Source organism: Blastococcus sp. CT_GayMR16 (genome assembly GCF_004570875.1).
In the GTDB taxonomy this organism is placed as follows: Bacteria; Actinomycetota; Actinomycetes; order Mycobacteriales; family Geodermatophilaceae; genus Blastococcus_B.
This window is the reverse complement of record NZ_SPQK01000011.1, coordinates 15,660-41,056: the sequence shown is the minus strand read 5'-3', so window position 1 is coordinate 41,056 and position 25,397 is coordinate 15,660. Positions and strand designations below refer to the sequence as shown.

24 protein-coding genes are annotated in these 25,397 nt (G+C 72.2%); 4 read left to right on the top strand and 20 right to left on the bottom strand.

Annotated features, from left to right (window positions below; all coding sequences use genetic code 11):
• Positions 1–6: 6 nt before the first annotated feature.
• Positions 7–822 (bottom strand): mycofactocin-coupled SDR family oxidoreductase, encoded by an 816-nt coding sequence (locus E4P38_RS13050; RefSeq protein WP_135132248.1) that lies wholly within the window; start codon positions 820–822, stop codon positions 7–9.
• 68 nt (positions 823–890) lie between these two features.
• On the opposite strand from E4P38_RS13050, the gene E4P38_RS13045 reads away from it, so the two are divergent.
• Positions 891–1,505: a nitroreductase family protein gene (locus tag E4P38_RS13045; RefSeq protein WP_135132247.1), complete on the top strand. Its 615-nt coding sequence runs from the start codon at positions 891–893 to the stop codon at positions 1,503–1,505.
• Complete coding sequence (locus E4P38_RS13040) at positions 1,492–2,253, top strand: SDR family oxidoreductase (protein WP_135132246.1); 762 nt, start codon at positions 1,492–1,494, stop codon at positions 2,251–2,253. The genes E4P38_RS13045 and E4P38_RS13040 overlap by 14 nt, the downstream gene beginning before the upstream one ends.
• Here E4P38_RS13040 and E4P38_RS13035 read toward each other — a convergent pair.
• Both E4P38_RS13035 and hisH read right to left on the bottom strand, forming a co-directional pair.
• Positions 2,250–4,598 (bottom strand): M20/M25/M40 family metallo-hydrolase, encoded by a 2,349-nt coding sequence (locus E4P38_RS13035; RefSeq protein ID WP_135132245.1) that lies wholly within the window; start codon positions 4,596–4,598, stop codon positions 2,250–2,252. The genes E4P38_RS13040 and E4P38_RS13035 overlap by 4 nt on opposite strands.
• Before the next feature lie 40 nt (positions 4,599–4,638).
• The gene (gene hisH, locus E4P38_RS13030; protein WP_245160998.1) at positions 4,639–5,280 is read right to left on the bottom strand and encodes an imidazole glycerol phosphate synthase subunit HisH; all 642 of its coding nucleotides are present in this window, start codon (positions 5,278–5,280) and stop codon (positions 4,639–4,641) included.
• Positions 5,281–5,434: 154 nt separating this feature from the next.
• Between hisH and E4P38_RS13025 the strand changes: the two genes are divergently transcribed.
• The gene (locus E4P38_RS13025; protein ID WP_348633793.1) at positions 5,435–6,667 is read left to right on the top strand and encodes a DUF222 domain-containing protein; all 1,233 of its coding nucleotides are present in this window, start codon (positions 5,435–5,437) and stop codon (positions 6,665–6,667) included.
• On the opposite strand, the gene E4P38_RS13020 is transcribed toward E4P38_RS13025, so the two are convergent.
• From E4P38_RS13020 to hisD, 5 genes are read right to left on the bottom strand one after another with little or no spacing between them, the layout of a single operon-like run.
• A complete protein-coding gene (locus tag E4P38_RS13020) occupies positions 6,668–7,258 on the bottom strand; it encodes a nucleotidyltransferase family protein (protein WP_135132244.1) in 591 nt (196 codons plus the stop codon).
• Complete coding sequence (locus tag E4P38_RS22925; RefSeq protein WP_167760548.1) at positions 7,255–7,431, bottom strand: hypothetical protein; 177 nt, start codon at positions 7,429–7,431, stop codon at positions 7,255–7,257. The genes E4P38_RS13020 and E4P38_RS22925 overlap by 4 nt, the downstream gene beginning before the upstream one ends.
• Before the next feature lie 5 nt (positions 7,432–7,436).
• Positions 7,437–8,033: an imidazoleglycerol-phosphate dehydratase HisB gene (gene hisB / locus E4P38_RS13015; RefSeq protein WP_135132243.1), complete on the bottom strand. Its 597-nt coding sequence runs from the start codon at positions 8,031–8,033 to the stop codon at positions 7,437–7,439.
• Positions 8,030–9,169, bottom strand: coding sequence for a histidinol-phosphate transaminase (locus E4P38_RS13010; protein ID WP_135132242.1), 1,140 nt, complete (start codon positions 9,167–9,169; stop codon positions 8,030–8,032). Before E4P38_RS13010 ends, hisB begins: the two co-directional genes overlap by 4 nt.
• The gene (gene hisD, locus E4P38_RS13005) at positions 9,169–10,470 is read right to left on the bottom strand and encodes a histidinol dehydrogenase (RefSeq protein WP_135132241.1); all 1,302 of its coding nucleotides are present in this window, start codon (positions 10,468–10,470) and stop codon (positions 9,169–9,171) included. Before hisD ends, E4P38_RS13010 begins: the two co-directional genes overlap by 1 nt.
• Before the next feature lie 82 nt (positions 10,471–10,552).
• Between hisD and E4P38_RS13000 the strand changes: the two genes are divergently transcribed.
• The gene (locus tag E4P38_RS13000; RefSeq protein ID WP_135132240.1) at positions 10,553–11,377 is read left to right on the top strand and encodes an LON peptidase substrate-binding domain-containing protein; all 825 of its coding nucleotides are present in this window, start codon (positions 10,553–10,555) and stop codon (positions 11,375–11,377) included.
• A 9-nt stretch (positions 11,378–11,386) separates the two neighbouring features.
• Here the strand turns inward: E4P38_RS13000 and E4P38_RS12995 are convergent, their stop codons facing one another.
• The 12 genes from E4P38_RS12995 to E4P38_RS12940 all read right to left on the bottom strand — a co-directional run bounded on the left by E4P38_RS12995 (position 11,387) and on the right by E4P38_RS12940 (position 25,338).
• Positions 11,387–11,779, bottom strand: a complete 393-nt coding sequence (locus tag E4P38_RS12995; RefSeq protein ID WP_135132239.1) for a DUF6188 family protein — start codon at positions 11,777–11,779, stop codon at positions 11,387–11,389.
• A gap of 19 nt (positions 11,780–11,798) precedes the next feature.
• Positions 11,799–12,476, bottom strand: a complete 678-nt coding sequence (locus tag E4P38_RS12990; RefSeq protein WP_135132238.1) for a DUF2567 domain-containing protein — start codon at positions 12,474–12,476, stop codon at positions 11,799–11,801.
• A 41-nt stretch (positions 12,477–12,517) separates the two neighbouring features.
• Positions 12,518–16,087 (bottom strand): DNA polymerase III subunit alpha, encoded by a 3,570-nt coding sequence (gene dnaE, locus E4P38_RS12985; RefSeq protein ID WP_135132237.1) that lies wholly within the window; start codon positions 16,085–16,087, stop codon positions 12,518–12,520.
• Between the two features lie 282 nt (positions 16,088–16,369).
• Complete coding sequence (locus tag E4P38_RS12980) at positions 16,370–16,801, bottom strand: GNAT family N-acetyltransferase (RefSeq protein WP_135132236.1); 432 nt, start codon at positions 16,799–16,801, stop codon at positions 16,370–16,372.
• The gene (locus E4P38_RS12975) at positions 16,798–17,586 is read right to left on the bottom strand and encodes a CPBP family intramembrane glutamic endopeptidase (protein WP_135132235.1); all 789 of its coding nucleotides are present in this window, start codon (positions 17,584–17,586) and stop codon (positions 16,798–16,800) included. Before E4P38_RS12975 ends, E4P38_RS12980 begins: the two co-directional genes overlap by 4 nt.
• 9 nt (positions 17,587–17,595) lie before the next feature.
• Positions 17,596–18,543 carry an RluA family pseudouridine synthase gene (locus E4P38_RS12970; protein WP_135132234.1) on the bottom strand — a complete coding sequence of 316 codons (948 nt, stop codon included), beginning with the start codon at positions 18,541–18,543 and terminating at the stop codon, positions 17,596–17,598.
• A gap of 27 nt (positions 18,544–18,570) precedes the next feature.
• Positions 18,571–19,299, bottom strand: coding sequence for a signal peptidase II (gene lspA, locus E4P38_RS12965; RefSeq protein WP_280791080.1), 729 nt, complete (start codon positions 19,297–19,299; stop codon positions 18,571–18,573).
• Positions 19,205–20,803: a glycoside hydrolase family 13 protein gene (locus E4P38_RS12960; protein ID WP_348633794.1), complete on the bottom strand. Its 1,599-nt coding sequence runs from the start codon at positions 20,801–20,803 to the stop codon at positions 19,205–19,207. Before E4P38_RS12960 ends, lspA begins: the two co-directional genes overlap by 95 nt.
• Before the next feature lie 71 nt (positions 20,804–20,874).
• Positions 20,875–22,140 (bottom strand): sn-glycerol-3-phosphate ABC transporter ATP-binding protein UgpC, encoded by a 1,266-nt coding sequence (ugpC, locus tag E4P38_RS12955; protein ID WP_135132233.1) that lies wholly within the window; start codon positions 22,138–22,140, stop codon positions 20,875–20,877.
• 55 nt (positions 22,141–22,195) lie between these two features.
• Positions 22,196–23,029, bottom strand: coding sequence for a carbohydrate ABC transporter permease (locus tag E4P38_RS12950; RefSeq protein ID WP_135132232.1), 834 nt, complete (start codon positions 23,027–23,029; stop codon positions 22,196–22,198).
• Between the two features lie 3 nt (positions 23,030–23,032).
• Complete coding sequence (locus E4P38_RS12945) at positions 23,033–23,992, bottom strand: sugar ABC transporter permease (protein WP_135132231.1); 960 nt, start codon at positions 23,990–23,992, stop codon at positions 23,033–23,035.
• A complete protein-coding gene (locus tag E4P38_RS12940) occupies positions 23,989–25,338 on the bottom strand; it encodes an extracellular solute-binding protein (RefSeq protein WP_135132230.1) in 1,350 nt (449 codons plus the stop codon). The genes E4P38_RS12945 and E4P38_RS12940 overlap by 4 nt, the downstream gene beginning before the upstream one ends.
• Positions 25,339–25,397 lie beyond the last annotated feature (59 nt).

Sequence of the window (25,397 nt, the reverse complement as noted above, 5' to 3'; positions counted from 1 at the left end):
CGGCAGCTACATCTCGGTGACGCCGGCGTCGGGCGCCAGCTCGTGCGCGGTGATGAACTTCGACTCCTCGGAGGCGAGGAAGGCGACGAGATCGGAGACGTCCTCGGGCTGGGTGGTCTCGACCGGCAGCATGTTCATGAACATCACGCCGAGCCGCTGGTCGTCGGCCATGGCGGCGCCGAGCGCCGCCTGCATGTCGCCCGTGCCCATCGGGGTCGCGACCCCGGTCGGGTGCACGCTGTTGACCCGGATGGAATGCCGGGCGAGCTCGGTCGCGAAGGCCTTCGCCATACCGCGCACGGCGAACTTGCTGGTCGTGTAGTGGACCATGAACGGCTGCACCTTCAGCCCGGCCGCCGAGCTGATCAGGATGATCGAGCCGCCACCGGCCGTCACCAGGTGCGGGGCGCCCACCATCACGGTGTTCCACACGCCGGTGACGTTGATGTCGAGGGTGTCCTGGAACTGCTGGGGCGTGACCTTGTCCCATGCCGACGGCGTGCAGATGCCCGCGTTGGCCACCACGACGTCCAGCCGGCCGAGCTCGCTGACGGCGGCGTCGACCGCGGCGCGCATGCCGTCGAGGTCGCGCACGTCGGCACGCACCGGCACGATCCGGCGGTCTTGCGCCTCGACGAGGCGCACCGTCTCGTCGAGGTCCTCCGGCGTGGGCTGGTCGTAGGCGATCCCGGGCAGCTCGCCGGCGACGTCCAGCGCGATCACATCGGCGCCCTCGCGGGCAAGCCGCACCGCGTGCGAGCGGCCCATGCCGCGGCCGGCACCGGTCACGAACGCGACCTTGCTCTGCAGTCGTCCTGCCACTGCCGCCTCCCTCGATCGGCCGTCCGGCTCCGGGCGGCTCGCAGATCTTCCTAGTGCACAGTGACGACGTGGAGTTCGCAGACGTCGTCCGCCGCCGGCGCATGGTCCGGGACTACGACCCCCACCGACCGGTCCCGGCCGAGATCCGGGAGCGCCTGCTGGAGCACGCCATCCGGGCGCCGTCGGCCGGCTTCAGCCAGGGCTGGGCATTCCTGGTCCTGGAGACCCCCGAGGAACGCGACCGGTTCTGGACGGCGACGACCGGATCGACCCCCGACGAGCCCCGCACCCCCGACGGCTGGCTCACCCGGATGCGCCGCGCGCCGTTGCTGATCGTGCCGATGTCGGACAAGAGCGCCTACCTGGAGCGCTACGCCGAGCCGGACAAGGGCTGGACCGATCGCGACGAGTCCCGCTGGCCCGTGCCGTACTGGGACGTCGACGCCGGCATGGCGGCACTGCTTCTGCTGCTCACCGCCGTCGACGAGGGCCTGGGCGCGTGCTTCTTCGGCATCCCGCCGGAGCGGATCGCGGCGTTCCGGGGCGCGTTCGGCGTCCCCGACCGTCTCCGGCCGGTCGGCTGCGTCTCGGTCGGCTACCCCGGGGACGACGACCGTCGCTCCCCGTCGCTGCGCCGGGGTCGGCGCACGGTCGAGGAGGTGGTGCACCGTGGCCAGTGGTGACGGGCGGGCCGTGCTGGTCACGGGAGGGTCGCGCGGGATCGGCCGGGCGATCGCCCAGGCGTTCGCCGCGCAGGGCGACCGGGTCGCCGTCCACTGGGGCAGCTCGCAGGCCCTCGCCGAGCAGGTGCTGGCCGAACTCCCCGGGTCCGGTCACGTCCTCGTCCAGGCCGACATGGCCGACGCCGACGCGGTGGGAGCCATGGTCGACCGGGCGGCCGGCGACCTGGGCGGCCTGGACGTGCTGGTGAACAACGCCGGTGTCTTCACCGCCCACCCGCCCCTGTCGACCTCCTACGAGCAGTGGCAGGCCGCCTGGTCGCGGACGCTGGCGGTCAACCTCGTCGGCGCCGCGAACGCGACGTTCCGCGCGGTCCCCCACCTGATGGCGGCCGGTGGCGGGGCGGTCGTCAACGTCTCGAGCCGGGGCGCCTTCCGGGGAGAGCCGAACAACCCCGGCTACGGCGCGTCCAAGGCCGGCCTCAACGCCTTCGCCCAGTCGATGGCGCTGGCCCTGGCGCCACACGACATCTCGGTCACCTGCGTGGCACCGGGGTTCGTGCAGACCGAGATGGCCCGGGAGGTGCTCGACGGACCGGGCGGGGACGCCGTCCGGGCCCAGTCGCCCTTCGGCCGGATCGCGCGCCCGGAGGAGGTCGCCTCGGCGGTCCTGTGGCTGGCCTCACCGGATGCCCGGTTCTCCAGCGGCACCGTCGTCGACGTCAACGGCGCCTCCTACCTGCGCAGTTAGCCCAACGCGGTGGTGGCGCCGACCAGCACGAGATCCGAGCTGTGCGTGCCGGCCGCGTCCACGCCGTCCGGACGCGGCTCGAAGCCGGGGAGACCGGACAGCCCGTCGCTGCCGTCGATGACCCGCAGCTGCACCGGGCCGTCGCCGTCGACGGTGAACGTGGCCTGCAGCCCGGACGGCGGAGGCGCGTGGAACGTGATCCAGAGGCGGTCCTCGCCGAGCGCCACGTCGGGCACGTCCCGTCCCGCTGCCTGGGCTCCGGTCACCGTGCCCCCCTCGACGCTCAGGTCGAGCACCAGCAGACGGACGCCGGGCCGCTGGGGGGCGACCCGCACGGTGATCTGCCGCTTGCCGCCGACCACGACGTCCGACACCGGCGTCACCCCGGGGGCGGGCAGGTCCGCGGCCTGCGCGGGGCCGGTCGCGACGTCCTCACCGGCCAGGTACGGGAAGTCGACCGGGAGGGTCTCGCGGCCGTCGACGTAGAAGGCGGTGTATGCGCCCGGGTCGTCCTCGGTGCTCGCCCACCAGGCCTGACCGGTGTCGCTGTCGAGGGCGTAGACGAGCTGGCTGGGCACCGGGTGCTCGGCGTCGAACCGGTCGACCGACAGCCCGACCGCCGCGCAGGCGACCGCGAGGACGACGGCCGTGCCCGGGACGGCGACCGCTGCCCAGGATCCCCGCTCGCCGTCGGGATCGGCGAAGAGCATCTCGACGGCGGGCAGGAGTGCGACCACCATCATCGTGGCGACGAAGGACGGCGCGACGCCGGTGCGCAGGCCGAGGGCGGGGAAGAACAGGGCGACCGTGGGCGCGAGCACCACGACCGCGACCGCACCGGCGACCAGCGCGGCCGCCAGGCGCACCACCCGGTTGTCGGCGACCGCGACCAGGATGCCGGCGACCGCGCCGGCCAGCGCCGGCCAGGCCGCGAGATAGGACCCGCCCGGCGCGACGGCGGCCAGCACGGCGGCGAGGACGGCGAGCCAGACGAGTCCACCGGCGGCGAGCGACGCGGGGCCGATCCGGCGGCGCAGCAGCGCGTACCAGATCAGCACCACCGCGAGGACCACCGCGACCGTCGCCAGCCGGTACCAGCCCGGGCGCCACGGATCGAGCATCGAGCCGTAGTCGGGGCGGATCAGGACCAGCAGCGACCACAGCCCCTGGGCGGCCAGTGGGGCCAGGACGAGCGGCACGAGGGCGAGCGCCGTGCCGGCCGCCGTCCGCCGGAGCGTGCTGATCCCCCGCCGGCGCAGCACGAGCGCGAGGACGGCGACGCCGAGCAGCGCCGCCCCCGCCAGCGGCCAGACGAGGCTGCCCGGGTAGCGGACGAGCCGGCCGAGCACCGGGAAGTAGGAGGCGTCGTCCTTGCCGGCCTCGGACAGCGGGACGAGGTCGCGGTCGCCCAGCTCGCGGGCCACGGCGAGGGCGTTGTCCCCCAGGGCCTGCAGGGTGGCCCGGTCCAGCCGCTCCGGGACGTCCTGCGGCGTGTGGTAGCCGGCGGCGCCGTCGATGAAGGCCGTGTTCAGCCCGGTGAAGTCGCCGTCGCCGAGCAGCACGCTGAAGTCGGTGTCGTTGGGCAGCGCCCGGTAGACCTCGACGGCGAAACTGCTGGCGACGGGGTGCGGGGCGGCGGCGGCGAAGGCATCGGCGAGGCCGGCGTTGCCGCGCGAGGTCTCGAACATGATGGGCGGGCCGCTGGTGCCGCGTGCCTCGAAGTTCAGCACCACTCCGCCGCCCGCGGCCAGCGGATGCGAGTCGGCGAACGCCTCGGCACCGCAGAGGCAGGCCTCCTCGGCGTCGGTGAGGACGACGACGACGTCGTTGCGCAGCTGCGGGCCCGCGGCGAGCGCGCGGACCGCCTCCAGCAGCGCCGACACCCCGGCGGCGTCGTCGGCGGCACCCGGGCCGGTCTCGACGGAGTCGTGGTGGGCCATGAGGAACAGCCGCCCGGTCGGGTCGCTGCCGGGCAGCACCGCGACGACGTTGCGCACCCGCGCCATCTCGGTGGAGCCGGCCTCGTACTGCCAGGCACCCACCGAGTTCTGCACGCGGGTGTCCAGGCCCAGAGCGGAGAGGGTGTCCACGAGGCCCTCGACGACCTGTGCGTCCGCGTCGCTGCCCGCCACATGGGTCTGCGCGGCGATCTGCTGGACGTGCTCGAACGCACGAGCGGCGCTGAACTCGTCGGTCGGCGCGTCCGCGGGCCGGGGTGCGGGCGGCTGCAGCGCCGCGACGCTCCACGCCACCAGGCCCAGCAGGACGACGACCAGGATCAGTCCGGGGACACGGCCGGCGCGGCTGGAGACCCGCCGTCTGCGGCGGGAACGCTCGGCAGGCACCGCGTCACACTAGGTGAGGGGATCCGGGCCCCACCGCAGGTCAGGCGAGCGTGTTCAGCCAGTTCGTGAGCAGCGCGGCGCCGGCGTCACCGCTCTTCTCGGGGTGGAACTGGGTGGCCGACAGCGGTCCGTTCTCCACGCCGGCGACGAACCGGTCCCCGTGCTCGGCCCAGGTCACCTTCGGCTTCGCCAGCGGGCTCGGCGGCCCACCCTCCGCGGCGAGCGGGAAGTCGCGGACGCCGTAGGAGTGCACGAAGTAGAAGCGCTCGTCGGCCAGGCCGTCGAACAGCACGCTGCCCGTCGGGGCGTCCACGGTGTTCCAGCCCATGTGCGGCAGGACGGGCGCCTCGAGCGGCTCGACGACGCCGGGCCACTCGCCGCAGCCCTCGGCGTCGTGGCCGTGCTCGACCCCGCGCTCGAAGAGGATCTGCATGCCGACGCAGATGCCGAGGACGGGGCGCCCGCCGGCCAGCCGTCGGTCGATGATCCGCGGGCCGTCGACGGCGCGGAGCCCGTCCATGCAGGCCGCGAAGGCGCCCACGCCCGGGACGACGAGGCCGTCGGCGTCGAGCGCCGCCTGCGCGTCCGCGGTCACGGTGACGTCGGCGCCGACCCGGGCCAGCGCACGCTCGGCCGAGCGCAGGTTGCCCGACCCGTAGTCGAGGATGACGACCTTCTTCACGCTGCCCACGCTACCCATCAGCGGACGACGACCCGGCGGGATTCCCGTCACCTTCGCCAGCCTTGGCGCAAGAGTCGTCGCAGAGCTGTGGACAGGGCGCTGAACTGGGGATTCATGTGGCGTGGCGTGCCCATGACCGGTATTCTTCGTACATGTGTTCGACCGTCCAGGTGACGCCCTCGCGGACCTCGAGGCCGCCCTGGACCGGCTGGCCGTCGAGGACACCCGGTCGATGTTCGGGCCGCAGGTGCTGGATCGCGCGGGTCGGCTGCTCCGCGCGCAGAACCGGCTGGACGGCCAGGTCGCCCGCGCGGTGCGGGAGGGGGAGCTCACCCAGGCCGCGGAGCACGACGGGCCGACGACGATGCAGTCCTGGCTGCGCGGGCACGCTCGCCTGTCGCCGGCCGCCGCGCACCGGGTGGTCCGCACCGGGCGGGCGTTGGAGCACCTGCCGGCCGTGGCCGCCGCGTTCGCCGCCGGCCGGGTCACCGCCGAGCAGGTCGCCGTCATCGCCCCGGTCGCCCGCGACGAGCACCGGGCCGCGGCCACCGAGCAGGACGTCGACCTCGTCGCGGTCGACGTTCTGCTGGCCGAGACGGCGAGCACCCGCCCGCACCGCGAGCTGGCCCAGGTGGTGCACCACTACCTGGTGCGGCTGGATCCTGACGGACCCGAACCCGACCCCACCGAGATGCGGTCACTCACCCTCGCCAGGCACCCCGACGGCAGCGTCACCGGCCGCTTCGAGCTCGACGCAATTGGCGGGGAGAAGGTGCAGGCCGCGCTGGAGTCGATGCTGCAGGCCAGCCGGCCGGCCGGCGACATCCGCAACCGCTCGCAGCAGCTCGGCGACGCCTTCGTGCAATGGGCCGACAACACCCTCGCCGCCGGCCACCTGCCGATCCTGCGCACGGTCAAGCCCCACGTCATCGTGACCATCCCGCTGGCAGACCTGGTCGACCCGCACGCCGGTCCCGGCGCGGCTCAGACCGGCTTCGGTGCCCGCATCTCCGCCGGCCGGGCCCGCTGGCTGGCCTGCGACGGGAACGTCACGCGCGTGGTCATCGGCCCGGAGAGCCAGCCGCTGGAGATGGGCCGCAGCCACCGGGTCGTCCCGCCCCATCTCCGGCGGGCCACCGAGACCCGCGACCGGCACTGCGTCTTCGCCGGCTGCCTGGCCCCCAGCTACTGGTGCGACGTCCACCACCTCCTGCACTGGATCGACGGCGGCGAGACCACCCTCGACAACAGCGCGCTGCTCTGCGAGAGCCACCACACCAAGGTCCACCACGGCTTCCGGGTGGAGCGACAACCCGACGGCCGATGGCGCACCTGGCGGCCCGACGGCACCGAGATCGTCCTGCACCCCTACCTGCTCAGCGCGTGATCACGGGTCTTCGCGGTGCTCCCAGGGCAGCACCGTGAGTTCGGGCCAGGTCTGCTGCCACCGCTGCGCCTTGGTCTCGTAGACGTGCTGCGGGGCCAGCCGCCGGTTGGGGCGCACGACCATCGCGAACAGGTCGTCGTAGCCGTGCGGCGCGTAGACCCTGGGCTCGCCGCCGCCGCCGACGGTCACGCCGTAGCAGCAGCAGACCGCGGCGAACGAGTCGATGGCGTCGGCGCAGTCCCGGAAGGGCGGCGCCGGGATGCCGAACCGGTCGGCGTACCAGAGGTGCACCCGCGCCTCGTTGCGGATCTCCACCGGCACCTGCAGATCGGCGAACAACTCGGCGCCGGCGCGGATGACGGCGTCCTCGGCGTCCCAGGACGTGTCCTCGTCGAAGTAGAAGAAGTCGGCGTCCCGGATGCCGGTGCCCGCCGGTCGTCCGGTCAGGCTGTTCCACACCGTCTGGAAGAGGATCCCGGCGGTCAGCCACCAGTCGCCCGCGCCGAGGGACGGAGCCCGCTCGAGGATCGCCCGCACCGTGGGGTCGGCGGTCACGATCTCGAGGAAGCGCTCCCCCGAGGCGTTCCTCATACCAGGCGCAGGATGCCCGACGCGCTGGCGAGCAGGGCCGAGATCAGCAGGACGACGGCGAACGCCACCTGCGGACCGGTGCGCCCCTTCGAGTCGTCGTCGGAGCGCCAGATGCTCCAGGCACCGCCGAGCAGGAAGCCGCCCAGGACGAGCAGGATCAGGCCGAAGTCCACGACAGTTACAGGGCGCCCTTGGTGGAGGGAACGTCGGTGACGCGCGGGTCGATCGCGACCGCCTGGCGCAGCGCCCGCGCCAGGGCCTTGAACTGGCCCTCGACGATGTGGTGGGCATCGCGACCGGCGTAGAGCACCCGAACGTGCAGGCTGATCCGCGCGTTGAACGCGAAGGACTCGAGCACGTGCTTGGTGAGGCTCGTCGGGTAGTCCGGCCCGATCATCGGCGTCATGTTCTCGGGCTCGGAGTGGACGAAGTACGGCCGGCCGGAGAGGTCGACGGCGGCCTGGGCGAGCACTTCGTCCATCGGGATGGTGGCGTCGCCGTAGCGGGTGATGCCGCGCTTGTCGCCGAGCGCCTCGGCGAACGCCTGCCCCAGTGCGATCGCGACGTCCTCCACCGTGTGGTGCGCGTCGATGTGCAGGTCGCCGTCGGCCTGCACGGAGATGTCGATGCCGCTGTGCTTGGAGAGCGCGGTCAGCATGTGGTCGTAGAAGCCCACGCCCGTGCTGATCGAACTGGATCCGGTGCCGTCGAGGTTCAGCTCCACGACCAGCTTGGTCTCGCTGGTCGCGCGCTCGACGCGTGCAGTACGGCTCATGCTGTGAATCCTCCCCCATCCGCGGACATCTCCGCCGCGACCTCACCCAGGGCGGTGAGGAACGCGTCGGTCTCCTCGGCCGTCCCGGCGGTGACCCGCAGCCACCCGGGCAGGCCGACGTCGCGGACCAGGACCCCGCGGTCGAGCAGCGCCTGCCAGGCGGCGGGCGCGTCGGTGAAGTGCCCGAACAGCACGAAGTTGGCGTCGCTCGGCACGCTGGTGAGGCCCATCGCGGGCAGCGCGGCCACGATCCGGTCGCGCTGGGCCTTGACGGCGTCGACCGTCGCCAGCAGCACGTCGGTGTGGGCCAGCGCGGTGCGGGCGGCGGCCTGGGTGAGCGAGCTGAGGTGGTACGGCAGCCGCACCAGCTGCAGCGCGTCGACGACGGCGGGGTCCGCGGCCAGGTAGCCCAGCCGCAGCCCCGCCATCCCGAACGCCTTGCTCATCGTGCGACTGACGATCAGCCGTGGCCGGCCGGGCAGGAGGGTGAGCGCCGATGGCGTGCCGGCGCGGGCGAACTCCTCGTACGCCTCGTCGACGACGAGGACACCGGCGCGCCCCTGGCCGTACGACGTTGCGTCGTAGAGGGCCGTGACCGTCTCAAGCGCCACGGCCGTGCCCGTCGGGTTGTTCGGGCTCGTGACGAAGACGACGTCCGGGCGGACCTGGCGCAGCTGCGCCACAGCCGCCTCGGGGTCGATGGTGAAGTCGGGCCGACGGTGCCCGTCGACCCAGGCGGTGCCCGTGCCGGCGGAGATGATCGGGTGCATCGAGTAGGACGGCGTGAAGCCGAGCGCCGTCCGGTCCGCTCCCCCGAAGGCCTGCAGGACCTGCTGCAGCACCTCGTTCGAGCCGTTCGCCGCCCAGACCTGGTCCGGCTCGACGGCCTCGCCGCTGGTGCGCGTGAGGTAGGTGGCCAGGTCGGTGCGCAGCGCGACGGCGTCGCGGTCCGGGTAGCGGTTGAGCTCCACGGCCGCGTGCCCGAGCGCCTCCGCGAGGTCGGCGAGCAGTTCGGCCGGCAGCGGGTAGGGGTTCTCGTTCGTGTTCAGCCGGTAGGCGGCGGGCAGCTGGGGCGCCCCGTACGGCGTGCGCCCCCGCAGCTCCGGCCGCAGCGGGAGCTGGTCGAGTGACGCCATCAGCGCTGTCGCACCCGGACGGCGGCTGCGTGGGCGGGCAGGTCCTCGGCGCCGGCGAGGGCGTCGATGTGGCCCGCGACGTCGGCCAGGGCCTGCTGGTCGTACTCCACGACGTGGATCCCGCGCAGGAACGACTGCACCGACAGCCCGCTGGAGTGCCGTGCGCAGCCGCCGGTGGGCAGGACGTGGTTGGAACCGGCGCAGTAGTCGCCCAGCGACACCGGCGACCACGCACCGACGAAGATCGCCCCGGCGTTGCGGACGCGTGCCGCGACCTCGCGGGCATCCCGGGTCTGGATCTCCAGGTGCTCGGCGGCGTAGGCGTCGACGACGCGCAGCCCGGTGTCGAGGTCGTCGACCAGCACGATGCCCGACTGGGTGCCGTTGAGCGCCGTGGTGATCCGGTCGGAGTGCTTGGTGGCCGCGACCTGCCCGGGCACCAGGTCGAGGACGGCGTCGGCCAGTTCCACGCTCGTGGTGACCAGGACGGCGCCGGCCAGCGGGTCGTGCTCGGCCTGGCTGATCAGGTCGGCGGCGACGTGCGCGGGGTCGGCGGTGTCGTCGGCGAGGATCGCGACCTCGGTCGGGCCGGCCTCGGAGTCGATGCCGATCATGCCGCGCAGGAGCCGCTTGGCCGCCGTCACGTAGACGTTGCCCGGGCCGGTGACCATGTCGACCGGCTCGCAGGAACCGGCGCCGTAGCCGAAGACCGCGATGGCCTGCGCCCCGCCGACGGCGTAGACCTCGGTGACGCCCAGCAGCGCGCACGCGGCGAGGACGCCCGGGTCGGGCAGGCCGCCGTGGTCGCGCTGGGGCGGGGAGGCGACGGCGATCGACTCCACGCCGGCGATCTGGGCGGGGACGACGTTCATGACCACGCTGGACAGCAGCGGCGCCAGACCGCCCGGGACATAGAGCCCGACCCGTCGCACGGGCAGCCAGCGCTCGGTTACGGTGCCGCCGCGGACGACCTGGGTGGTGACGTCGGTGCGCCGCTGGTCGGCGTGCACCGTGCGGACCCGGGTGATCGTCTCCTCGAGCGCCGCGCGCAGTGCGGGGTCGCACTCGGCGAGCGCCCGGTCCAGCGCCTCCTGCGGCACGGCGAAGTCGGCGGAGTCGACGCCGTCCAGCCGGGCGGTGATCTCCCGGACCGCCTGCGCGCCACGGATGCGGACGTCCTCGCACAGCGGGCGGACGGTGGCCATGACCGAGTCGATGTCGGTACCGGCCCGCGGCAACAGCCCGGCGAGCTCTCGGGCCCCCGGCAGCGCGGATCCACGCAGGTCGATGCGGGCGAGCACGGGCACCTCCGGTATGGCGACGGCGAATCTCCAGGGTAGCCAGGGCGCGGCAGCCACCGGACGGCCCCCGTAGTCTCGCGGGATGGGCGAGCTGATCCCGCTGTTCCCGCTCGGGACGCCCCTGTTCCCCGGCGTGGTCCTGCCGCTGCAGATCTTCGAGCCGCGCTACCGCCGACTGATGCACGACCTGCTGGCCCTGCCGGAGGCAGGTGACCGGCGGTTCTTCGGTGTCGTCGCGATCCGCCAGGGCTGGGAGGTCGAGCAGGTCGCCCCCGCCGAGGCCCTCTACGACATCGGCTGCACCGCGCGCGTCCAGGCCGTGCGTCCCCAGAAGGACGGCGGCTTCCGGATCGTGACCGTCGGCGGCGAGCGCTTCCGGCTGCTCGACGTCGTGATCGGCGAGGAGCCGCCCTACCTGCAGGCCGAGGTGGAGTGGCTGGCCGACGAGGAGTCCGCCGAGGAGGCCGCCGGCGACCACGACGGCATCGTCGGTCCGGGCGGGCTCGTGGTGCCGAGCGTGGCAGCGGCGGATCTGGACGACGTCGTCGCCTCCGTCGCGCGCGGCTCGATGGGCGTCCTCTCGCGCAACGTCCGCGACCTGTTCACCCGGTACGTGGCCGAGGTGGCGGACCTGGGCTCGGGAGGCGGCGGGGAGCCTGCCGTCGACGCGGAGACAGCCGTGCTGCTGCACGCGGTGACCGGCGACCCGACGGCACTGTCCTACCTGGTGGCGTCGAGCGCCCTGCTCACCACCGAGGACCGTCAGGCGCTGCTGGCCGAGTCCGCGACGCGGCGCCGGCTGGCCGCCGAGTCCCGGCTGCTGCGCCGGGAGCTGACCCTGTTGCAGACCCTCGGCGCGGTGCCCGCCCCGCTGCGGCAGTTCGCCGCACCGATGACGGTCAACTGAGCCGCTCTCCTACCGAGGGCCCCAGATGGCCAAGCCTCCCGGCGTGCACACGACCAGCTCGCCCGTAGGTGCGTTGAACGTCCACGCCTCGTAGTCGGGGGTACCGGCACAGCGCACGGTCGTCCCACCGATGGTCACGGCCAGCTCGCCACGATCGCTCACGGCGGCCTCGGTCACGTCGCCCCCGAGCAGAGGTACGAGCAGGGAGAGCCCGTCGAGCCCGTACGTGATCACGCCGGCCACGCCGGCATCGCCGACCCGAGCCGGTGCTTCCAACGAGACGAGCAGTTCGCCGGCGAAGAGCAGCTGCGCGTCGCCGACGCGCACGCGCAACTGCGTGAACGGCTGACCGACCAACACCTGCACCAGTTCATTCGCGACGAGCGCATCGTCCGGGGCCACGGGCGCACGGTAGCGCCGGTCAGACCGAGGGCCGCCCGGGCGGCGCGTTCTCGAGCGGACGGTCGTCGAGCTCCCCCGGAGTGGCCCCGGGTGACGACTCGACGGTTCGGGTCGGGGCCGGCGTCCGGCCCAGGTCGTCGCGGTGCACGGCGACGACGGGCACGAGGTAGGCGAGCAGGGCGGCGAACGGCGCGAGAGCCAGTGCGGGGAGCGAGCCGAGGGTCAACGAGGTGGTCACGACCGCGCCGAGGTCGGACAGCTGCGCCTGGTTCGGGCCGGGGCCGAGGAGCTCGCCCAGCTGCCAGGCGACGGCCGCCATCGCCGAACCACCGACGGCCAGGGCGAGAACGGTGGCCACGCCCCGCCGCCGGCGCAGGAACCACGCGGCCGCCCCGGCTGCGAGCCCGAAGGCGGTGAGGATCAGCGCGAGGACGGCGTCGTCGGCGACGAGCAGCTCCTCCGACGGGTCGCCGATCGCCACGGGGCCTGCATCGGTGATCCGGAAGTCGGCCCGCGGCGCCAGCCACCACCACAGCAGCCCAGCGATCAGCCCGGCGAGCGCGAGGACGAGCACCAGCCCCACCGAGCTGCGCAGGTCCGCCCGGACCTCCGGCCACCCACGCCAGTAGGCGCACGCGGCCGACTGGTCCGGGTCACCGTCGGGCATGGGGTCGTCGGCCGCGGGGGAAGGACTCACGCCACCAGTGAACCTCGTTCCCGCCCCGCCGGCGTCGGGGCTCAGAGGAGCGCCACGCTGGTGGGGCCGAGCAGCGCCTTGATGTCGCCCATCAGCGCGGTGCTGGGCCGGACCCGCAGGCCCTGGTCGAGGCGCAGCACGGTCTCGCGGCTGCCGTTGACGAGCTTCAGCTGCACCTCGGTGGTTCCGGGGTGACTGCCGAGTACCTCGCGCAGCCGCTCCACGACCGGGGGCGTGCAGCGGGCGGCGGGCATCGACACCAGGACCGGGCCGCGCGGACCCTCCGTGAGCTCGGGGACGCTCACCTCCGAGGCGAAGATCGACGGCTGGTCGTCCCGCCGGCTGATCCGGCCCTTGATGGCCACGATCTGGTCGCGGACCACCTTGTCGGAGTACTCGGCCCACGTCTTCGGGAAGAGCAGCACCTCGATGCCGGACTCCAGGTCCTCCAGTGTCGCGATGGCCCAGGGTGCGCCCTGCTTGTTGGTCCGCGGGCCGACCGCGGTGAGGATGCCGGCGACGGTGACGTTCGCGCCGTCCTCGACACCGCCGGCGTTGATCTCGGCGATCGGGGTGTCGGCGTGCGACGCGAGCACGTGCTCGACGCCGTGCAGCGGGTGGTCGGACACGTAGAGCCCGAGCATGTCGCGCTCGAAGACCAGGCGTTCGGACTTCGACCAGTCGGCCGTGGGGATGGCGATGTCCATCGCCCCGCCGAACGGGTCGTCGGCCTCGCCATCCTCCCCGACACCGCCACCGAAGCCGCCGAACAGGTCGAACTGGCCCTCGGCCTCCTTGCGCTTGAGGCTCATCGCCATGTCGACGGCGTTCGCGTGGACGGCGACCAGGCCTTGGCGCGAGTGCCCGAGGGAGTCGAAGGCGCCGGCCTTGCAGAGGCTCTCGACGACCTTCTTGTTGCAGGCCACCGCGTCGATCTTGCGGAGGAAGTCCGCGAAGTCCTTGAACGCGCCCTGCTCCTCGCGGGCCCGGGCGATCGCCTCGACCACGTTGTGGCCGACGTTGCGCACCGACGCCAGACCGAAGCGGATGTCGGTGCCGACGGCGGTGAAGTCGGCCGAGGACTCGTTGACGTCCGGCGGGAGCACCTTGATGCCCATCCGGCGGCACTCGGCCAGGTAGACCGGCCGCTTGTCCTTGTCGTCGCCCACACTGGTGAGCAGGGCAGCCATGTACTCGGCCGGGAAGTTGGCCTTGAGGTACGCCGTCCAGTAGGAGATCAGTCCGTAGGCGGCCGAGTGCGCCTTGTTGAAGGCGTAGTCGGCGAAGGGCACGAGGATGTCCCACAGCGTCTTGACCGCCGCCGGGGAGAAGCCGTTCGCCTTCATGCCGGCCTCGAACCCGACGTACTCGGCGTCCAGGACCGACTTCTTCTTCTTGCCCATCGCGCGGCGCAGCAGGTCGGCCTTGCCGAGGGAGTACCCGGCGACCTTCTGCGCGATCGACATGACCTGCTCCTGGTAGACGATCAGGCCGTAGGTCTGCCCGAGGATCTCCTCCAGTGGCTCGGCCAGCTCCGGGTGGATCGGGGTGACCTCCTGCTGGCCGTTCTTGCGCAGGGCGTAGTTGGTGTGCGAGTTCGCGCCCATGGGGCCCGGCCGGTAGAGCGCGCCGACCGCCGAGATGTCCTCGAAGTTGTCCGGCCGCATCAGGCGCAGCAGCGACCGCATCGGACCGCCGTCGAACTGGAAGACGCCGAGGGTCTCGCCGCGGGCCAGCAGGTCGTAGGTGGCCGGATCGGTGAGGTCCTTGCTGATCTCGTCGAGGTCGATGGCGTCCTTGCCGTTGATGACGATGTTGCGCAGCGCGTCGTCGATCACGGTCAGGTTGCGCAGGCCCAGGAAGTCCATCTTGAGCAGGCCGAGCGTCTCGCAGGTCGGGTAGTCGAACTGCGTGATCACCGCGCCGTCGGACTCCCGACGCATGATCGGCACGCTGTCGATCAGCGGGTGCCGGCCGATGATGACGCCGGCCGCGTGCACGCCCCACTGCCGCTTGAGGCCCTCGAGCTTGCGCGCCTGGTCGATGACCTCGGCGGCGCCCGGGTCGGACTCGTAGCGGGCCCGGAACTCCGAGGCCTCCTTGTACCGCTCGTGGGTCGGGTCGAAGATCCCCGACAGCGGGATGTCCTTGCCCATGACGCCCGGCGGCATGAGCTTGGTCAGCTCGTCGCCCACCGAGTAGGGGCGGTCGAGCACGCGGGCGGCGTCCTTGATGGCGGCCTTGGCCTTGATCGTCCCGTACGTGACGATCTGGCTGACCCGCTCCTCGCCGTACTTCTCCGACACGTACCGGATGACCTCGCCGCGGCGGCGGTCGTCGAAGTCGATGTCGACGTCGGGCATGGAGACGCGCTCGGGGTTGAGGAACCGCTCGAAGATCAGGCCGTGGGCCAGCGGGTCGAGGTCGGTGATGCCCATCGCGTAGGCCGCGAGCGAACCGGCGGCCGAGCCACGGCCGGGGCCGACCCGGATGCCCTGGTCCTTCGCCCAGTTGATGAAGTCGGCGACCACGAGGAAGTACCCCGGGAAGCCCATCTGCGTGATGATCCCGACCTCGTAGTCGGCCTGCTTGCGGACGTGATCGGGGATGCCGGTCGGCCAGCGCTTGTGCAGCCCGCGCTCGACCTCCTTCACGAACCAGGAGGTCTCGTCCTCCCCCTCGGGCAGCGGGAACCGGGGCATGAGGTCGGCGCCCTCGGTGAACGTCACCTCGCACTGCTCGGCGACGAGCAGGGTGTTGTCGCACGCCTCGGGCATGTCGGCGAACAACGCGCGCATCTCCGCCGAGCTCTTCAGGTAGTAGCCGTCGCCGTTGAAGCGGAAGCGGTTGGTCTCGTTGAGCCGGGAGCCGGTCTGGATGCACAGGAGCGCGTCGTGGGCCTGCGCGTCCTCCTTGTGCGTGTAGTGCAGGTCGTTGGTGCCCAGGAGCGGGATGCCGAGGTCCTTGGCGATCGCGAGCAGCGCCGGCTTGGTCTTCTTCTCGATGGACAGGCCGTGGTCCATCACCTCGGCGTAGAAGTTCTCCTTGCCGAAGATGTCCTGGAAGTCCGCCGCCGCCTGGCGGGCGCGGTCCTCCTTGCCGGCGCGCAGCCACATGTTGACCTCGCCCGAGGGGCAGCCGGTCGTGGCGATGAGGCCCGTGCCGTACCGCTCCAGCAGGTCGCGGTCGAACCGCGGCTTGCGGTACTGGCCCTCGAGGCTGGCCAGCGAGGAGATCCGGAAGAGGTTGTGCATGCCCTCCGTCGTCCGGGCGAGCAGCGTCATGTGGGTGTAGGCGGCCTTGCCGCGGTTGTTCCCGCCGTCACCCTCCTCGTCGAGGAGCTTGTCGCCGAAGTCGAACGGGGCGCGGTCGAACCGCGAGCCCGGCGTGTAGTAGCCCTCCATGCCGATGATCGGCTTGACCCCGGCCTTCGTGGCCTGCTTGTAGAAGTCGTAGGCACCGAAGACGTTGCCGTGGTCGGTCATCGCCAGGGCCGGCATGCCCGCGGCCGCGGCCGCCGCCGTCACCTCGGGCAGCTTGGCCGCGCCGTCCAGCATCGAGTACTCGGTGTGTACATGCAGGTGAACGAACGAATCGGACGGGCTGCTCACGAACACTCCTCGCTAGCGCTCGTCGGGCCCGTTCGCGGGGCTGCTGTGCTGTCTCGTTCGCTCGCAAGCTCGCTCACGGGTGGTCGTGCTCCTCAGTGGTCGTGCGTGCCCGGCAGAGGGATGCTCCAGCAGGCGACCGGCGGGGAAGACGCGGTCCGGTGGGTCGATCCTCGCATTGCCGAAGGTGTACTCCGGGGGTCTGACAGGACGTGTCTTCTCACAGTAGGGACCCCCTGCCCCCCACCACTCGCACGCTCGCGGCGGGCCCCTGCAGGAGGCCGGTCACAGCCGGCGCCGCATCGTGACGTGGGCGATCCCCGCCTCCTGGTACTCCTCGCCGACGGCGGTGTACCCGGCCCGCTCGTAGAAGCCCCGCGCGCTCACCTGGGCGTGCAGCTCGACCTCGGTCACGCCGTGCAGCACCGCCTGCCGATGCAGTTCGGCGAGGACGGCCGTGCCGTACCCGCGGCCGCGCACCGCGGCATCGGCGGCCATCCGGCCGATGCCGGCAGAGCTCCCGCGCACGAGCAGCCTCCCCGTGGCGACGACGGCGCCGGTCTCGTCGCGGCTGAGCACGTGCAGCGCCTCGTCGTCCGCGGCGTCCTGCTCGATCTCGGGCGGGACGCCCTGCTCCTCGACGAAGACGCGGGTGCGCAGGGCGGCGATCCCGGCCCGGTCGGCGGGCCCGGCGACGCCCGCCGTGGGCCCGCTCACGCGACCGCCGCCCGCCCTGTCGGGAGCACCCGGGACGGCACGAGGAGGAAGCGCAGGTCGATGGCAGCGTGCAGGAGGACCGGCAGCAGCAGCGACCCCGTCTGCAGGTACAGCGCGGCCATCACGCCACCGAGCAGACCGGTGGTCACGATCCCGACCCACCCCTGATAGGCGTGGGCCAGGCCGAAGGCCACCGCCGCGACGACGACGAGCAGCCCGGTGGGCAGCCCGCCGGCCACGGCCGCCACGACGGCCAGGAAGAACCCGCGGTACAGCCATTCCTCGCAGACGCCGGCGGTGACCCCGACCACCGTGAACAGCCGCCGCTCCCGCGCGGTGCGCGGCAGCAGCGCGAGCGTGGCGTGCGCGGCCGGCTCGGCGTGCCGCCCCTCCCCCGCCTTGCGCACCGGCTCGGCGGCCTCCAGGAGCGCCCCGCCGCGCAGGGCGCGGGTCGAGACGACGACGAACGCCAGCACGAGCAGCACGACGAGTCCGGTGACCGGGCCCGGCCACTCCTGGGGCCAGCGCAGGCCGACCTGGCCGGCGTCCACGCCGGGAGCCGACAGCCAGACCACGAGGGCGAGCAGGGACAGCCCCCATTCCAGGATGAGCAGCCGCACGTAGAAGGAGCGCCGGGCACCGGGGTCGGTGCGCAGCCGTCCCTCGAAGCGGCGGTGCAGCACGTGACCGACCAGGGGCTCGCCGACGACCAGGTAGCCCGCGACGACGACCGCCGCCAGGGCAGCGGGGCCGAAGTCGGCGAGTGAGCCCGGCAGTCCGCTCACAGCCGGGGGTCAGGTCTCGGCGCGCAGCACGGCCAGCGCGCCGGCGAGGTCGGGCGGGTACTCGCTGGTGAACTCCACGAGGCGGCCGTCCGCGGGGTGCGGGAACCCAAGCTTGACGGCGTGCAGCCACTGCCGCTCGACGCCGAGGCGGGCGGCCAGCGTGGGATCCGCGCCGTAGGTGATGTCGCCGACGCAGGGATGGCGCAGTGCGGAGAAGTGCACCCGGATCTGGTGGGTGCGCCCGGTCTCGAGCTGGATGTCGACCAGGCTCGCCGCCGGGAACGCCTCGATCACCTGGTAGTGGGTGACCGAGGGGCGGCCCCCGCTGACGACGGCGAAGCGCCAGTCGTGCTTCGGGTGCCGGTCGATGGGAGCATCGATGGTGCCGCGCGACGGATCGGGGTGGCCCTGCACGAGCGCGTGGTAGCCCTTGGCCACCGTGCGCTCCTTGAACGCCGCCTTCAGGGAGGTGTACGCGCGCTCGCTCTTCGCCACGACCATCACCCCGGTCGTGGCGGCGTCGAGCCGGTGGACGACGCCCTGCCGCTCGGCCGCGCCGGACGTGGAGATGCGGTAGCCGGCTGCGGCCAGACCGCCGATGACGGTCGGCCCGTCCCAGCCGGGGCTCGGGTGGGCGGCCACTCCCACCGGCTTGTCCACGACGACGATGTCGTCGTCGTCGTACAGGATCGTCATGCCCTCGACCGGGCGCGGTGCGACCGGCTCCCCCGGCGGCGGGGGCAGCTCGACCTCGAGCCAGCTGCCGGCGGTGAGCCGGTCACCCTTGCCGCGGGACCGCCCGTCGACGACCACGCCCCCGGCGTCGGCTACCTCGGCCGCGGCGGTGCGGGACAGCCCGAACAGCCGGGCGAGTGCCTGGTCGACGCGCTGCCCCTCGAGCCCGTCGGGCACCGGAAGGGCACGGTGCAGGCCCGCGGAACTCGTCACGCCGTCCATTGTGACGTGCTCCCGGCCCGGGACCGTTCAGGCGGCGTCGGCCGCCGCCTCGTCCTTCGCGCGCGAACCGTCGAACTCGATGCCGCGCAGCGCCAGCAGGGCACCCAGGATGCCGCCGCACACGATCGCGGAGTCGGCGGCGTTGAACACCGGCCAGACGCTGCCGTCGGGGCCGAAGACGGACACGAAGTCCACCACTCCCCCGCGCAGGAAGCCGGGGTCGCGGAAGATCCGGTCGATCAGGTTGCCGAGCGCGCCGCCGAGGACCAGCCCGAGGGTGACCGCCCAGCCGGTGGAGTACAGCCGCCGCGCCGTCCGCACGATGATCGCGGCCACGGCGACGGCGACGAGGCTGAAGAGGATCGTCCAGCCCTCGGCGAAGGAGAAGGCGGCCCCCACGTTGCGGAGCTGGGTCAGGTAGAGGGCACCATTGAGGAGCCGGATGTCCTCACCCGGCTCGATGGTGGCCACCACGACGAGCTTGGTGACCAGGTCGGTGAGCAGCACCGCGCCGGCGAGGACCAGCAGGAGGCGGGTCCGTGGCCGGCGCCCCGGGACGGGGGCGGAGTTCTCCGCCGGTTCGGACTGCTCGGACAGAACGGGCTCCTCGGCTCGGGCCGGCGGCCGGCGGCCGCTGCTGCCGACGACGATAGCCGCCGGTTCATTCTTCCCCGGGGCTCGACAGCCAGGCGGCGGTGTCCGGCGGGAGGCTCCCGGAGCACGGTCCGCTGGCCAGCAGCACCCGATCCTGACCACCCAGGTCGATCGATCGGTCGGACAGGTTCACCACGCACCGGAAGGCCGGCCCGCGGTCGAACGCCAGGACGTCGTCGTCGGAGGAGACCCAGGAGAGCGGCTCCGCGTGCAGCGCCGGAACGCTCCGCCGGAGACGCAGGGCAGCGCGGTACAGCGAGAGGGTGGACGCCGGATCTGCGCCCTGGGCGGCGACGGTCAGCGCGGCCCAGCTCGTCGGTTGCGGGAGCCACGGCGCGATCCCCTCCGTCGTGAACCCGAACGGCGTGGTGTCGCCCGACCAAGGCAGGGGCACGCGGCATCCGTCGCGGCCGCGGGCGGTGTGGCCGGACCGTTCCCAGGTGGGGTCCTGCAGTGCCTCATCCGGGAGGTCCTCCACCTCGGGCAGCCCCAGCTCCTCCCCCTGGTAGAGGTAGGCCGAGCCGGGCAGGGCGAGGGTGAGGAGCGCCGCCGCGCGGGCACGGCGGAGCCCGAGGTCGAGGTCGGCCGGCGGTCGGCCGGTGTCGAAGCCCATCGTGGCCGCCGAGCTGTCGGCCCGGCCGAACCGGGTCACGTGCCGGGTCTCGTCGTGGCTCGACAGCACCCAGGTCGGTGGGGCGCCGACCCGGTCGAGCGCAGCGATGCTCTCGTCGATGACCGTCCGCAGCCGGCGCGGCTCCCACGGCGCCGTGAGATAGTCGAAGTTGAAGCTCGTGTGCATCTCGTCCGGGCGCACGTAGCGGCTCAGCCGCTCGGGATCGCGGACGACGGCCTCAGTGACGAACAGCCGGTCACCGTCGTAGCCGTCCCCGATGGCCCGCCAGCGCCGGAGGATGTCGTGGACGCCGTCGACGTCCCAGTGCGGGTTGCCGACCCAGGTGCGCGACTCGAAGCGCGCGCCCGGCACGTGACCGGCGTCGGGCAGGCCGGGCTGCTTCGCCATCGCCGGTGCCGCGTCGACCCGCAGCCCGTCGACGCCCCGGTCGAGCCAGAACCGCAGGACGGCGTCGAACGCCTCACGCACGGCGGACTGATCCCAGTCCAGGTCGGGCTGCTCCGGGGCGAACAGGTGCAGGTACCACTGCCCCGGCCGGCCGTCGGGCTCACTGACGCGGGTCCACGCCGAGCCGCCGAAGGCGCTGATCCAGTCGTTGGGCGGCTCCTCGCCCCCGCTCCGGCCGTCGCGGAAGAAGTAGCGGTCCCGCTCCGGCGACCCCGGGGCCGCGGCCAGCGCGGCGGTGAACCACGGGTGCTCGCTCGAGGTGTGGTTCGCGACCAGGTCGATGACCACCCGCAGCCCGAGCCCGTGGGCATCGGCGATCAGGGCGTCGGCGTCCGCGAGGGTGCCGAAGCGGGCGTCGATGTCGCAGTAGTCGCTGACGTCGTAGCCGCCGTCGGCCATCGGCGACGGGTACCACGGGGTGATCCACAGCGCGTCGACCCCCAGGTCGGCCAGGTACGGAAGCTCCCGGCGCAGCCCACCGATGTCGCCGAGCCCGTCGCCGTCGGAGTCGGCGAAGCTGCGCAGGTAGACCTCGTAGACGACGGCACTGCGCCACCACGGGCCGCCGCCAGTGGCGGCCGCCCCGGGCGGGGGGTTCAGGCGGCGCCGACCGAGGTGGCACCGCCCTGGCGGGCCTTGGACTCCTCCACCTGCTCCACGCGGTCCTGCGTCGCCAGCCGGGTGAGCTCGGCACCGGCCTCGGCGTCCCGGGTCAGGTTGTCCCCCGACTGCGGGTCGAAGACGTGGATCTTCCGGCTGTCGAGCCAGAACTCCGCCTCCTGGCCCTCCCGGATCCGGCTGGTCGAGTCGATCGAGACGATCGCCTGGGTGCGCAGCTCCTCGGAGTCGAGCTCGCGGGCGAGCTCGCGCAACTGGGCGGTGACCGCCTCGGGCGCCTCGTAGGGGATGTAGGCGAACTGCGAGTCGCCGAGCCATTCGGTGACGTCGACCCGTGCCCGGAAGGTGGAGCCCACCGGGCGCTTGGTCTCGTCGACGAGGGAGGCGTCGTCGAAGTACTCGGGGCGGATTCCGACCAGGACCAGGTCCCGGCCCTTCACCTGGGCCATCCGCTTCTCGTCCAGCTGGATCGTCCCGAACGGCGTCTCCAGCCCGTTGCCCTTGGGCGTGGCCGGCAGGAAGTTCATCGGCGGCGAACCGATGAACCCGGCCACGAACAGGTTGACCGGCTGCTCGTAGAGCTCACGCGGCGAGGCGACCTGCTGGATCTTGCCCTTCCGCAGGACGCAGACCCGGTCGCCCAGCGTCATGGCCTCCGTCTGGTCGTGGGTGACGTACACGGTGGTGATGCCCAGGCGCCGCTGCAGCCGGGAGATCTCCGTCCGCATCTGTCCGCGCAGCTTCGCGTCGAGGTTGGACAGCGGCTCGTCGAAGAGGAACGCCTCCGCCTGCCGCACGATCGCCCGCCCCATGGCCACTCGCTGGCGCTGGCCACCGGAAAGGTTGGCCGGCTTGCGCTCGAGGTGCTCCTTGAGCTCGAGGACGTCGGACGCCTCGTTGACGCGACGGCGCACCTCGTCGTCCGGCGTCTTGGACAGCCGCAGGGGGAAGGCGATGTTCTCGAAGACGGTCATGTGCGGGTACAGCGCGTAGTTCTGGAAGACCATGGAGAGGTTGCGGTCGCGCGGCGCCAGGTCGTTCACCCGCTTGCCGCCGATGATCATGTCGCCGCTGGTGATGTCCTCCAGCCCGACGATCATCCGGAGCAGCGTCGACTTCCCGCAGCCCGACGGGCCGACCAGGATCATGAACTCGCCGTCGGCGATGTCCAGGCTGACGTCGTTCACGGCCGGGAACCCGTCGCCGTACTGCTTGACGATGTTCTTCATCTCGATGGAGGCCATCAGTCCTCGTCCCCTCGGTGGGTCGGTGAAGTGCAAGTCCGGAGCTGGGTGGCGGTCATCCCTTGACCGCTCCGTTGGTCAGGCCGGCGACGATCCGCCGCTGGAAGAGCAGCACGAGGATCACCACGGGGATCGTGACGATCACGGCCGCCGCGGCGATCGCACCGGTCGGGTCCTCGAACTGCGAGGCACCGCTGAACAGACCGAGCGCCGCCGGCACCGGCCGCGCGGCCTCGGTGGAGGTCAGGACGATGCCGTAGACGAAGTCGTTCCAGGCGATGAAGAAGGCGATGATCGCCGTCGTGAAGACCCCGGGGGCCGCGAGCGGGACGATCACCTTGCGGAACGCCTGCCAGGTCGTCGCGCCGTCGACCTGCGCGGCCTGCTCCATCTCCCACGGGATCTCCCGGAAGAACGCCGACATGGTCCAGATGGAGATCGGCAGGGTGAGCGACAGGTACGGGATGATCAGCCCGAGCCAGGTGTCGTAGAGGCCGATCTGCCGCCACACGTTGAACAGCGGCGTGACGATCGAGATCACCGGAAAGATCGCCACGGCCAGCGCGGTCGACAGGATCACCTTCTTGCCGGGGAAGTCCAGCCGGGCGATCGCGTAGGCCGCGAACATCGCCAGCAGGCAGGAGATCGCCGTCGCAATGAGGCAGATGCCGAAGGAGTTCCGCAACGCCGGCAGGAACAGGTCGCTGGCACTGCCGGTGAGGATCGTGGAGTAGTTCTCCCCGGTCACCTTCGTCGGCATGAACTGGCCGTTGGCGATGTCCGCCGGCGCCTTCAGGGAGATCGACACGATCCACGCGATCGGGAACAGCGCGTAGATCACGATGATGATCCCGCCGACGATCCACCAGGTCTTCTTCTTCGTGGACATCTGCTACTCCCCCCGCGCCTGGGACAGGTCGACCTTGAAGCCCTTGATGAAGCCGACGGCGATCAGCACGACCGCGATGAAGAGCAGGACCGAGACCGCCGAGCCCAGCCCGATCTCGAGCCGCGCGATTGTTTGTCGATAGGCGAGGAACGACACCGACTCGGTCCCGTTCGCGCCCCCGGTCATGATGAAGATGCTGTCGAAGACCCGGAACGCGTCCAGGCTGCGGAACAGCAGGGCGACCATGATCGCCGCCTTCATGTTCGGGATGGTCACGCGCCACAGGCGCTGCCACCAGGTGGCGCCGTCGACCTGCGCCGCCTCCTGCAGCACGTCGGGCACCTGGGCGAGGCCGGCGAGCAGCAGGAGCGAGATGAACGGCGTGGTCTTCCAGATCTCGGCCAGGCAGATCACCAGGAGCGACAGCCACTTGTCACCGAACCAGTCGGTGTCGGCCGAGACGCCGGGCAGCCAGGCGAACCACGAGTTCACGAAGCCGGTGTTGATGTCGAAGGCGAACTGCCAGGCGAACGCCGACACGACCGTGATCACCGCGTAGGGGATCAGGATCGCCGCCCGCACGACCGGCCGGATCGACTTGAGCGCCTTGGCCATGACCATGGCCAGCCCGAACCCGAGGACCAGCTCGACCGACACGGTCACGACCGTGATGAAGACCGTCACGGCGATGGATTCCCACCACAGCGAGTCGGTCAGGATCACCCAGTAGTTCGACAGCCCGGTGAACGAGCGGTTGTCCGGGTCGGTGAGCCGGTAGGAGAACAGGGACTCGTAGACCGCCTGCAGGATCGGGTAGGCGGTGACCGCGAGCATCACCACGAATGCCGGACCGGCGAGTCGCCAGCCCAGCCTCCGTTCGGCCTTCGACCTGTCGCTGAGCCCGCCGCGCGGCGCGGATACCGGCTCGGTCTTCTTGGTGGGGGGAAGCGTCGTGGTACTCACAGCAGCTGCTCTCCTGCCAGGACGGAGCTGATCAGCTCGCTCGCCCGCGGACCCGTCTCGGGGTCGACGGCGGTCGCCGGGTGGTAGATGCGCTGCAGCGCACCGGAGACCTCGCTGTAGTAGACGGTCAGCGGCCGCGGGGCCGCGTTCTCCAGGGACTCCAGGATGACCGGCGCCTGCGGGAAGACGTCGATCACCTCGGGGTCGTCGTAGACGGTGGAGTTGGACGCCGGGTTGCCGTTGCTGATGAAGTAATAGGCCTGGTTCTCCGGGGACGCGATGCACTCGGCGGCCGCGTACGCCGCCTCGACGTTCTCGCTGTACGCACCGACGACGAGGTTGATGCCTCCGTAGGGCGGTCGGCTCTCCTCGTCCTCGAGGACCCGTGGGTACTGCGCCCAGCCGTAGTCGTCGGGGACGCTTGCGTCGAGCGTGCCGGCCTCGACCGCGCCGAGGGCCCGGCCCCAGACGAACGGCCAGTTGACCATGAAGCTGGCGTCGCCCTCCTCGAAGTCGGTGACGTTGGCGTCCTCACCCGCGGTGGTGAACGCCGGTCCGCCGACGCTGCTGACGCTCTTCATGACCTCGGCGGCAGCCGACGCGGCGTCGGACTCCAGGCCCAGCTTGATGTCCGCCGGGTCGTCTGCGGTCTCCTCGATGATGTGGCCGCCGGCGGACTCGATGAGGGCGTTGACCCAGACCGTCAGCGCCTCGGCACGGATGCCCTGTGCGGCGATCTGGGTGTCCTGGTCCTCCGCGGCCTGCACCAGCTGTTCCCAGGTGACCGGCTCCTCCATGTCGAGCCCGGCCGCCTCGGCGACGGATTTCTTGTACCAGAGCAGTTGGGTGTTGGCCCAGAACGGGACGGCGACGAGCTGGTCGTTCCACGTCGACCCGTCGATGGCGCTCTGGACGACGTCCTGGGTGACCCGCTCGGCGACGTCATCCGGGACCGGCGCGAGGAACCCGGCCTCGGCGAACTCGGGGATGTAGGGCGGGTCGAGGCTGATGATGTCGATCGAGGAGTCCTCCGCGGCGAGGCGGCGGACGAGCTGCTCGCGCTGCTGGGAGGACTCGCGGGGCAGGACCGACGTCGAGATCGTGTACGCCCCGCCTGCCTCCTCCGTGCACCGGCTGGCGATCTCCGCTTGCCCCCCGGCGTCCGGGTTCGTGTACCAGGTGAGCGACGACGCGCCGCCGTCGTCACTGCCGCAGGCGGCCAGGGTGCCGGCGGTGACCAGCAGCGCCGCGGCGCTCGCGACCCCTCGTCGACGGGACCTCGGCGTGGGCGTCCGGACCGGGGGCGACCCGCGTCCGGTTCGCACGTAGCCGTCTGCGTTCGGCATCAGTCATCGCCTCCGTTGGCGTGCCCGGGGACTGGGGGTCACCACTGTCACCGGAGAGT

Excerpts from the sequence above, each read along its gene's own strand:
- E4P38_RS13020 (WP_135132244.1), bottom strand. The coding sequence starts at position 7,258 with ATGAGGAACGCCTCGGGGGAGCGCTTCCTCGAGATCGTGACCGCCGAC.
- hisB (WP_135132243.1), bottom strand. The coding sequence starts at position 8,033 with ATGAGCCGTACTGCACGCGTCGAGCGCGCGACCAGCGAGACCAAGCTG.
- E4P38_RS13010 (WP_135132242.1), bottom strand. The coding sequence starts at position 9,169 with ATGGCGTCACTCGACCAGCTCCCGCTGCGGCCGGAGCTGCGGGGGCGC.
- E4P38_RS13000 (WP_135132240.1), top strand. The coding sequence starts at position 10,553 with ATGGGCGAGCTGATCCCGCTGTTCCCGCTCGGGACGCCCCTGTTCCCC.
- E4P38_RS12970 (WP_135132234.1), bottom strand. The coding sequence starts at position 18,543 with ATGGACGGCGTGACGAGTTCCGCGGGCCTGCACCGTGCCCTTCCGGTG.
- ugpC (WP_135132233.1), bottom strand. The coding sequence starts at position 22,140 with ATGGCCTCCATCGAGATGAAGAACATCGTCAAGCAGTACGGCGACGGG.
- E4P38_RS12950 (WP_135132232.1), bottom strand. The coding sequence starts at position 23,029 with ATGTCCACGAAGAAGAAGACCTGGTGGATCGTCGGCGGGATCATCATC.
- E4P38_RS12940 (WP_135132230.1), bottom strand. The coding sequence starts at position 25,338 with ATGCCGAACGCAGACGGCTACGTGCGAACCGGACGCGGGTCGCCCCCG.